Origin of the sequence: Qipengyuania sp. (assembly GCF_042095715.1) — a bacterium.
Classification (GTDB): domain Bacteria; phylum Pseudomonadota; class Alphaproteobacteria; order Sphingomonadales; family Sphingomonadaceae; genus Qipengyuania.
In genome coordinates, this window is record NZ_JBELMO010000029.1 from 22,398 (window position 1) to 32,562 (window position 10,165).

At 65.8% G+C, this 10,165-nt stretch carries 7 protein-coding genes and 1 pseudogene; 5 read left to right on the plus strand and 3 right to left on the minus strand.

Annotated elements, in window-relative coordinates; all coding sequences use genetic code 11:
* Positions 1 to 97 precede the first annotated feature (97 nt).
* Positions 98 to 712, plus strand: a complete 615-nt coding sequence (locus tag ACFDTG_RS08695; RefSeq protein WP_375290634.1) for a flavodoxin family protein — start codon at positions 98 to 100, stop codon at positions 710 to 712.
* Between the two features lie 42 nt (positions 713 to 754).
* Here the strand turns inward: ACFDTG_RS08695 and ACFDTG_RS08700 are convergent, their stop codons facing one another.
* Entirely contained in the window at positions 755 to 2,842 is a 2,088-nt protein-coding gene (locus ACFDTG_RS08700) for a malate synthase G (protein ID WP_375290635.1), read from the minus strand.
* A 134-nt stretch (positions 2,843 to 2,976) separates the two neighbouring features.
* Here ACFDTG_RS08700 and ACFDTG_RS08705 point away from each other — a divergent pair, with 134 nt between their 5' ends.
* The 3 genes from ACFDTG_RS08705 to ACFDTG_RS08715 are packed head-to-tail and all read left to right on the plus strand — an operon-like array spanning position 2,977 to position 6,443.
* Positions 2,977 to 4,170: a hydrolase gene (locus tag ACFDTG_RS08705; protein ID WP_375290644.1), complete on the plus strand. Its 1,194-nt coding sequence runs from the start codon at positions 2,977 to 2,979 to the stop codon at positions 4,168 to 4,170.
* Positions 4,170 to 5,183 (plus strand): arginine N-succinyltransferase, encoded by a 1,014-nt coding sequence (locus ACFDTG_RS08710; protein ID WP_375290636.1) that lies wholly within the window; start codon positions 4,170 to 4,172, stop codon positions 5,181 to 5,183. The genes ACFDTG_RS08705 and ACFDTG_RS08710 overlap by 1 nt, the downstream gene beginning before the upstream one ends.
* Positions 5,184 to 6,443 (plus strand): N-succinylarginine dihydrolase, encoded by a 1,260-nt coding sequence (locus tag ACFDTG_RS08715; RefSeq protein ID WP_375290637.1) that lies wholly within the window; start codon positions 5,184 to 5,186, stop codon positions 6,441 to 6,443.
* Between the two features lie 177 nt (positions 6,444 to 6,620).
* Here ACFDTG_RS08715 and ACFDTG_RS08720 read toward each other — a convergent pair whose 3' ends face one another.
* Positions 6,621 to 8,168, minus strand: a complete 1,548-nt coding sequence (locus ACFDTG_RS08720; RefSeq protein ID WP_375290638.1) for a helicase HerA domain-containing protein — start codon at positions 8,166 to 8,168, stop codon at positions 6,621 to 6,623.
* Positions 8,169 to 8,350: 182 nt separating this feature from the next.
* Here ACFDTG_RS08720 and ACFDTG_RS08725 point away from each other — a divergent pair, with 182 nt between their 5' ends.
* Entirely contained in the window at positions 8,351 to 9,205 is an 855-nt protein-coding gene (locus ACFDTG_RS08725; protein ID WP_375290639.1) for an outer membrane protein, read from the plus strand.
* Positions 9,206 to 9,348: 143 nt separating this feature from the next.
* On the opposite strand, the pseudogene ACFDTG_RS08730 reads toward ACFDTG_RS08725, so the two are convergent.
* A pseudogene (locus ACFDTG_RS08730) lies at positions 9,349 to 10,165 on the minus strand (translational GTPase TypA); the annotation flags it as partial.

The following is a 10,165-nucleotide window of genomic DNA, read 5'->3' on the forward strand; positions in this document are numbered from 1 at the left end:
GTCAGACTTGGAAGCTGCGGATCAGGAGCACAACCAGGGCAGCGCCCGGAAACGATCGCCCCGCCGACGCTTTAAGTAGGCAGAGGAGACTAATCCAATGCCCGTCAAAGCCATAGCCATCAATTGTTCGCTCAAGAACAGTTCGGACGAAGCCAGTTCAACCGATGCGATGATCGCAGTTCTGGACGAAAAATTCGCCGAGCACGATGTATCGATCACCGAGACGCTGCGGATCGCGGATTACAATGTCCTGCCCGGCGTCACCTCCGATGAAGGCGAAGGCGACGACTGGCCCAAGCTCCGCACCAAAATCCTCAATCACGATATTCTGATATTCGGCGGCCCGATCTGGATGGGCCAGATCGGATCGATCGCGAAACGCGTGCTGGAGCGCATGGACGCCTTCCTGTCGGAAACGGACGACAAGGGGCGCATGCCCAGTTCCGGCAAGGTGGTGGTCGCCGCGATCGTGGGGAACGAGGACGGCGCGCACTGGAGCGCCTCGCAGCTGTTCCAGTCGCTCAACGACACCGGCTGGACCATCCCGGCAGTCGCCGCCTGCTACTGGGTGGGTGAAGCGATGGGCAGCACGGATTTCAAGGAGCTAAAGAAACGCCCCGACAAGGTGGATGAAACCGCAAGCATGGTCGCTGCGAATGCAGCGCATCTGGCCAGCCTCCTGAAGGATTCGCCCTACCCCGGCTCCGGCTGAGGGCGTTGCGACCGCTCGGGCGGTCGCTCGCCCCGCCCTTGCCTAGTTCGCCTTCTTCTTCTGCCGCCAAGCGTGGAGCAGCGGTTCGGTATAGCCGCTCGGCTGTTCCACACCCTTGAATATGAGGTCCCTGGCCGCGCTGAACGCGGGGCCGTCCTCGTTCTGGGTCAATGGCTCGTAGAACGGATCGCCGTTGTTCTGGTCGTCAACCTTGGCGGCCATGCGGCGCAGGCTATCCATCACCTGCTCCTCGCTCACCACGTCATGATGCAGCCAGTTGGCGATATGCTGGCTGGAGATCCGCAGCGTGGCGCGGTCTTCCATCAGGCCGACATCGTGGATGTCGGGCACCTTGGAACAGCCGACGCCCTGATCGATCCAGCGCACGACATAGCCCAGCAGGCCTTGCGCGTTGTTGTCCAGTTCGTCGCGGATCTCGTCCTGCGACCAGTTCGTGCCGTCCGCCAGGGGAATGGTCAGCAGCGGCTCCAGCCCCGGCGCCTCGCCCAGCGCCTGCTGCACCGCGAACACATCCTTGCGGTGATAGTGGATGGCGTGGAGCGTGGCGGCGGTCGGGCTCGGCACCCAGGCGGTGTTGGCACCCGCTTCCAGATGGCCGATCTTCTGTTCCATCATGTCGGCCATCTTGTCGGGGGCGGCCCACATGCCCTTGCCGATCTGCGCCTTTCCGGAAAGGCCGTGCTTGAGCCCGATGGCGACATTGCGCGCCTCGTAAGCGGTAAGCCATGACGATGCCTTCATCGCGCCTTTCCGCTGCATCGGCCCCGCCAGCATCGAGGTGTGGATTTCGTCCCCCGTCCGGTCGAGGAAGCCGGTGTTGATGAAGACGATGCGGTCTTTCACCGCATGGATGCAGGCGGCGAGGTTGGCGCTGGTGCGGCGTTCCTCGTCCATCACGCCCACCTTCATGGTATGGCGCGGGAGGCCCATCAGATCCTCCACTGCGTCGAACAGATCGTTGGTGAAGGCGCATTCCTCCGGCCCGTGCTGCTTGGGCTTGACGATATAGATGCTGCCGCAGCGGCTGTTGCGATAGCGGCCCAGCCCCGCCACGTCATGCGCCCCGATGGCGCCCGTGACGACGGCATCCATGATGCCTTCGGGGATTTCCCGCCCGTCGAATTGCATCGCCGGGTTGGTCATCAAATGCCCGACATTGCGCACGAACATCAGACTGCGTCCGGGCAGGCTCTGCTGCTTGCCATCGGTATCGGTATAGATCTTGTCGTCCGCCAGGGCGCGCGTCATCCGGCTGCCGCCCTTTTCGAAGGTTTCGGACAAATCGCCGCGAATGATGCCCAGCCAGTTGGCATAGGCCGCCAGCTTGTCCTCGGCATCGACCGCCGCGACCGAATCTTCGAGGTCGGCGATTGTGGTGATGGCCGCTACCAGCACGACATCGCTGATCCCCGCCGGATCGCTCTTGCCGATGGGGCTGCTCGCATCGCGCTGCACTTCTATGTGCAGGCCGTTCTGGCGATAGAGCAGGCCCTTCTCCGTCTCGCCGATATAAAGCGAAGGATCGGCAAGCACCGGATCGCCGGACAGGTCGGCCCAGCTTCCCTTGGCCAGCGGCAGGGTCTCGTCGAGGAACCGCTTCGCCGCCGCGATCACCGCCGCGCCGCGCTCTTCGTCGTAGCCGCCAGGGCGTGCGGCCGGCGCATCCAGCGCATCGGTGCCGTAGAACGCATCGTAAAGGCTACCCCAGCGCGCATTGGCGGCATTGAGGAGGAAGCGCGCGTTGAGGATCGGCACCACCAGCTGCGGCCCGGCCATTGTGGCGATTTCGGGATCGACGTTCTCGGTCCGGATCGTGAAATCGCCCGGCTCGGGGACGAGATAGCCGATCTCTTCTAGGAACCGCCGATAGGCATCGGCATCGTGCGGCTTGCCGCGGCGCTCGCGATGCCAGTCGTCGATCTTGGCCTGCATCTCATCGCGGGTGGCGAGCAATTCGCGGTTGCGCGGGGCGAACCGCTCGAGAAGCGAGGTGAAGCCCTGCCAGAACGCGTCCGCGTCCTTGCCCAGGGGCGCGAGCACCTGATCTTCTAGGAAAGACGCCAGGGCGGGATCGACCGCGATGCCGGCCTTCTGGATATGATCGGTCATGAGAAACTCCTGCGCGGTTTGAAGGCCGCATGGCGGCCAGTCTGCTTTGTCGAATCCGGGGAGGAGGACCGCGCTATGCCGGGGCGCCAGCCGCTTTGCAAGCCGGTGCAGCTTGGGCTAGGCGGCCCGGCATGATGACTGGCGAAACACTCAAGGACCGGATCGACGGGGCGGCCATGCTGCGCCAGACGTGCGACTGGGCGAACATCAACAGCGGGACGGGAAATCTCGACGGGCTGGCCAAGGTCGCCGCCAGACTTGCCGATGGCTTCGCCGCGCTGCCGGGCGAACTCAGCCTTGTCGATCCCGCCCCGGTGACCGCCATCGCGGGCGACGGGACAGAGTTCGAAAAGCCGCACGGGAAGCATCTGGTGCTGAGAGTCCGCCCCGAAGCGGAGCGGCGCGTGATCCTGACCGGCCACATGGACACCGTGTTCCCCGCCGATCACCCGTTCCAGTCGGTCGAGACGATCGACGCAGATACGGTTAACGGCCCGGGTACCGCCGACATGAAGGGCGGTCTCAACGTCATCCTCCATGCGCTGATGGCGTTCGAGGCGACACCGGACGCAGCCCGGCTGGGTTATGACGTGATGATCAATTCGGACGAGGAGACGGGCTCTCTCGCCTCTTCCGACCTCATCGCCCGGCTGGCGCGGGGGAAATACGCCGCGCTGACCTACGAACCCTCCGCCCTTCCCGACGGCACGCTGGCCCATGCCCGCGGCGGCACGGGCAATTATTCGATCACAATCCGCGGCAAATCCGCCCATGCCGGACGCAATCCCGAGGAAGGCCGCAACGCGCTGGTCGCGGCGAGCGATCTGGTGCTGCGCCTGACGCGGCTTGCGGCGGAGGACATTACGATCAACCCGGCCAAGATCGAGGGTGGGGGCGCCAACAATGTGGTGCCCGATCTCGCCATACTGCGCTTCAACATCCGCCCCAAGACGACCGATGCGATGCAGCGGTTCGACGGTCAGCTTGACGATCTGATCGCCATGCTCGCCGATGATCACGAGGTCGCGGTCCATCGTCATGGCGGCGTGACCCGCCCGCCCAAGCCGGTGGACGAACGCGCGCAGAAGCTGTTCGATCTGGTCCGCGATTGTGGGGCGGAACTGGGCCAGACCATCGGCTGGAAGTCCACCGGGGGCGTGTGCGATGGCAACAACATCGCCGCCTGCGGCGTGCCCGTGGTGGATACCATGGGCGTGCGCGGCGGCGCCATTCATTCGCCCGACGAATTCATGATCGTTCCCAGCCTCGCGGAACGCGCCGCGCTGTCCGCGCTGGTGCTTCAGCGCCTTTCCACCGGAGACCTCTAGTGTCCTTTCGCCTTCGTGCCGCGCACGCTTCCGATATCGAACCGCTGTACGAAATGGCCAAGCTGACAGGAGGCGGGTTCACCAATCTGCCCGCCGACCGGGAGGCGCTGGGGGCAAAGCTCGAACGTGCCGATGCCGCCTTCACGCGCGAGGGAGAGCTTGGGGACGACCAGTTCGTGCTGGTCCTGGAAAACGCGGAGACGGGGCAGGTTCGCGGCACTTGCCAGCTGATGAGCAAGGTGGGCGCGCGCTGGCCGTTCTATTCCTACCGGCTCAACACGCTTACGCAGTATTCCAAGGAACTGGAACGGACCGTGCGCGCCGAACTGCTCAGCCTCGTCACCGATCTGGAAGGCGCGAGCGAGGTTGGCGGGCTGTTCCTCCACCCCGGAGAGCGGGCGGGCGGCCTTGGCATGTTGCTTGCGCGCAGCCGTTATCTGTTCATCGCCATGCACCGCCCGCGCTTTGCCGCGCGCATCCTGGCCGAACTGCGCGGCGTGATCGATGATCGCGGCGGCTCCCCCTTCTGGGACGGGGTTGCGGGCCGCTTCTTCGGCATGACCTTTCAGGAGGCGGATTATTTCAACGCCATCAACGGCAACCAGTTCATCGCCGATCTGATGCCCAAGCACCCCGTTTACGTCGCAATGCTGGGCGACGAGGCGAAGAAGGTGATCGGCGTGCCGCACCCCACCGGGCGCGCGGCGATGCGGATGCTGGAGAACGAAGGATTCGCGCACGAAGGCTATGTCGATATCTTCGATGGCGGCCCCACGATGACCGCGCGCACCGATCTGGTGAAAAGCGTGAAGGATTCCACCCCCGGCACCGTGGACGCGACCGACCTCGACATCGGCGACCGCGCGATCCTGGCCACCGGCACGCTGGGCAATTTCCGCGCCTGCTATGGCATGTGCGAGGCGCGCGAGGGTGACAGTATCGCCATCGACGAACGCTCCGCGCGATTGCTCGACCTGGTGAAGGGCGACGAGGTCTGGAGCGTCGGCCGCTAGATGCTCACGGAAATCAATTTCGACGGGATCGTCGGCCCCAGCCACAACTATGCCGGGCTGAGTCTGGGCAACATCGCCAGTGCCAGTCACAAGGGGGATGCCAGCTTTCCGCGCGCCGCCGCGCTGCAGGGCATCGCCAAGATGCGGTCGAACATGGCGCTGGGCCTTGCTCAGGGCTTCCTGTTGCCGCTGCCGCGCCCCAACCACGGCCTGCTGCGCGATCTGGCGGTAGGGCCCGGGACCGACCGCGCGCTGCTCGCCGCCGCCTGGTCCGCTTCCAGCATGTGGACCGCCAACGCCGCCACCGTCAGCCCCGCCCCCGATACCGCCGACGGGCGCTGCCACCTGACCCCGGCCAATCTCGTCACCATGGTTCACCGCGCGCAGGAATGGCGCGACACGCAAGCCCAGCTCCGGATCGCCTTTGCGGACGAAAGGCACTTCGCCGTCCATAACGCGGTCCCCCCCAGCTTCGGAGACGAGGGCGCGGCCAACCACATGCGCTTCTGCGAAAGCCACGACGCACCGGGGGTGGAGGTCTTCGTCTATGGGCAACCGGGCGGGCGGTTCCCCGCGCGCCAGCATGAACAGGCGAGCCGCGCCGTCGCGCGGCTCCACGGCCTCGCGCCCGATCGCACTGTCTTCATCGAACAGAACCCCCAGGCGATCGCCGCAGGTGCATTCCACAACGATGTGGTCGCGGTGGCGAACGGGCGCGTGCTGTTCACCCATGCGCGCGCCTTTGCGGACCAGGCCGCCGCCTACGAAGCCATTCGCGCGGCCTTCCCGGCGCTGGAAGTGGTCGAGGTGCCGGAGGAGGCGGTGAGCCTGGAAGAGGCTATCCGCACCTATCTCTTCAATGCGCAGCTTCTGACGCTTCCGGGGGGCGAAATGGCGCTGGTGGTTCCCGGGGAGTGCCGCGAAAGCGCCGCCGTGTGGAACTGGTGCGAAGCCATGCTGGCCTCCAACGGTCCGATCAGGAAGGTTCTGCCGGTGGACGTGCGCCAGTCCATGGCGAACGGCGGCGGCCCCGCCTGCCTGCGCCTGCGCGTGGTTGCGGATCCCCAAACCGTCGATCCCCGCTTCATGCTGGACGAGGCGAAGGCCGAGCGGATCGAAGCGGTCGTGGCCGAGATGTGGCCCGAAACGATCGCACCCGACGAGATCGGCGATTCGGCGCTGGAAAAGCAGGTGGTCGAAGCGCGCGAGGCGCTGTTGGGCGTGCTGGCGCTGGACCAGCTTCTGGCCCCCGCCCGCTGAGCCCGCAAATAGGAAAGATATATATTTTTCAAGGCGACGTGGCGCTGCCCATCCAACAAGCAGGCGCGCACCGCCGACTATCGACGGTCCTCAGAGAGGGCGCTCCCTTATGGAAAATGCGGGGCGAAATGCGTTTGGAGCCTCAGCCTCGCCAGCTGCGCGACAGGCAGGACGATATCAGCCGACCGGTTCTTCCAGGCCCACGACCAGGATGGTGCGTTCCCCGCCGAATTCCTCGCGCACCACGATCAGGCCCTGCCGCTCCAGATGCTCGAGCAGACGGCGCACGCGGCTGGGAGAGGATGTGCCATAGGCGCGCGCGATCGCGTCCTCGTCGGGCGCATGGCCCTGCGCGGCGGCGACCACAATGGCGAGATAGGGCGCCAGCACGTCTTCGGGCACGGTTTCGGCCAGCCGCTCCACCGCTGCGCGCTTTGCGGGTGCCAGTCCGTCGAGCCCGGCGCGCGCGAAGGCGAACAGGCGCTGGAACGCGATCGGGTCGATATGCGCGCTGGGGACGCCCTGCTGGCGGCACCGGGTCGCGAAGCTGCGGAACAGCGATGTGGAGGACTGGAAAGCGGCCCCCTCTTCGGTGGCAAGTTCGCGCACGATCCGGGAAACGCCATCCGCCCCGCTGGGTTGCGTTGCCGGACCCTCTGGCGCGGGCGGTGGTGCGGGCGGCCCGGCGGCTGGCCTGTCCGCCTGTGTGGCAGAAGCCGCCGGAGCCTTCCCCTCATCGGCTCGCTCCGCCTCGGCCTGCGTCAGGCGCTCGGATGCGGCGGCGGAGCGGCTGGCGATGGCCTGTTCCACATCGCTCGCAGGCTTCTGTGGCGGGACCGCCGGGCGCGGGGGCGGCGCGGCGGCGGCTTGCGTCAGATCATCGTGCAGCAACGCCTCCAGCTCGTCCCCGCGCGCTTCGGGCAAAGGCATCAGCCCTTCGGCCGCGTTCTTTCCGCCGGTGCTCACCGCCCCTATCTCGACCGCGACCGGACGGCGCGAAATGGCCGGCCCGAGGCCCAGGAAATGGCCGCGCTGCAAATCGCGGATGCGTTCCGCCTGGCGCCGATCCATGCCCAGAAGGTCCGCCGCGCGCTGCATGTCAATGTCCAGGAAGGTGCGGCCCATCAGGAAGTTGGATGCCTCGGCGGCGACGTTCTTGGCCAGCTTCGCCAGTCGCTGGGTCGCCACGATGCCCGCCAGCCCACGCTTGCGCCCCCGGCACATCAGATTGGTCATCGCCGACAGGGTCATTCGGCGGGTTTCCTCCGCGACTTCGCCCCCGGCGGCAGGCGCGAACATCTGCGCTTCATCCACCACCACCAGCGCGGGAAACCAGTGGTCGCGCGGCGCGTCGAACAGCGCGCCCAGGAACAGCGCGGCGCAGCGGATCTGCTGTTCCACCTCCAGTTCGTCCAGCGCCAGCACCACCGAAACGCGGTGCTGCCGCACCCGGCCCGCCAGCGCCTCTATCTCCCGCGCGGAATGGGCGCCCGCGTCGATGACGACATGATCGAACCTGTCCGCCAGGCTGACGAAGTCCCCTTCCGGATCGATCACCACCTGCTGCACCAGATCCGCGCTCTGTTCCAGCAGGCGCCGCAGCAGGTGCGACTTGCCCGAACCCGAATTGCCCTGGACCAGCAGCCGCGTGGCGAGCAGTTCCGCCACATCGACCGGTACGGTCTGTCCGCCCGAATCCCTGCCTATTTCGATCTGCGCCCTCACCCGCCCGGGGATAGGCGACCACCATCGCCGCGCAAAGATGCCCCCGGCACTTATCCCATGATGCCACCTGTTGCAGCAGAGCAACAGGCACAGGTCAGCAGAAAAACTCTTCGGATTTCAAGGAACGATAGCTGGCGCCGATACTTGGGTGGGCGACAGGGCCACACTTCAAGGACATATCAATGCACAAGTTTACTACCGTCACCCTCGCACTCGCGGGGGCCGCCTTCGCGACTCCTGCGATGGCGCAGGACACTACGCCATCGGACTATTTCAACGGGTTCTACATCCAGGGCGCAGCCGGTCTCGACCAGATCGATGGCGAGGACGACAATCGCCTGGTCTTCGACACCAACGGCGATGGCGCGTTCGACAACGCCGTCACCACCACGACCGGGGCCAATGCGTTTTCGCCCGGCTTCTGCGCCGGCAACGCCATCGGTCCGCGCGCGGCGCAGGGCTGCACCGATGACGAGAACGACGTCGGCTATGCCGTGCGTCTGGGCGCCGACAGCCGCCTGGGCGGCGACAGCCCCTTCGTGGTCGGCTTCCTCGTCGAAGGCGCACGTTCGGAATCGCGCGATCTGACCACCGGGTTCAGCACCACGCCCGCCAGCTACACCGTGGCGCGCAAGCTCGAAAACGCGGTCTCCGCGCGCGGTCGCCTGGGCTATTCGCCCGGCGATGGTCGCGGCCTGTTCTATGTGACCGGCGGCGCCAGCTATGGCGAGATCGAGCGCGAATTCACCACCAGTAATACCGCCAATGCCTTTGCCCAGAACGAAGACAGCGAATGGCAATGGGGCTGGCAGGCCGGCGCGGGTGCCGAACTCATGCTGACGCGCAATGTCTCGATTGGCCTGGAATATCTTTTCTCGCGCTACGAGGATGACGATTATTCGGTCCGCGTGACGCAGGGCACTGCGCCCGGCACCAATCCCTTCCTGATCGGCGGTGCGGGCCAGACGGATCTGCGTACCGCCAATTCGGATCTGGACATCCACGCGCTGCGCGGAACGATCGGCTTCCACTTCTGATCGGAGGCGCCGGAAGGGCCGGAAATGGCCAGTCTGTGCAATAAAGAAAAAGGGGCGCCGCAACGATGCGGCGCCCCTTTTTTGTCGAATGCAGGATCGTGGACCGCGGACCGGCCGCGCCTTCCGACCGCCGTGTATCCGCCTCAGTCGCCCTTGCGCTTGGCGCGCTTGCGCTCGTGCGGATCGAGCAGGGCCTTGCGCAGGCGGATGTTCTGCGGCGTGACCTCGACCATCTCGTCATCGTCGATATAGGCGATGGCCTGCTCCAGCGTCATGACCTTGGGCGGGGTCAGGCGGATGGCATCGTCCTTGCCCGTGCTGCGGAAGTTGGTCAGCTGCTTGGACTTCATCGGATTGACTTCGAGATCGTCCGGCTTGGCATTCTCGCCGATGATCATTCCCTCGTAGAGCTTTTCCTGCGGGCTCACGAACAGGATGCCGCGATCTTCCAGCGCATTGAGCGCATAGCCGACCGCTTCGCCGCTGGCGTTGGAGATCAGCACGCCGTTGATGCGGCCTTCGATCGGGCCCTTGTGGGGGCCGTATTTCTCGAACAGGCGGTTCATGATGCCGGTGCCGCGCGTGTCCGACAGGAATTCGCCGTGATAGCCGATCAGCCCGCGGCTGGGCGCGGAGAAGGTGATGCGCGTCTTGCCCTGGCCGCTGGGGCGCATCTCGGTCAGGTCGGCCTTGCGACGCTGCATCTTCTCGACGACCGTGCCCGAAAATTCATCATCCACGTCGATGACCACGGTCTCATACGGTTCCTCGCGGCCGTTCTCGCCATCGCGGAACAGCACGCGCGGGCGGCTGATGCCCAGTTCGAAGCCTTCGCGGCGCATCGTCTCGATCAGCACGCCGAGCTGCAATTCGCCGCGCCCGGCGACTTCGAAGGCATCGCGGTCTTCGCTTTCCGTCACGCGGATGGCGACATTGGTTTCCGCCTCGCGCATCAGGCGA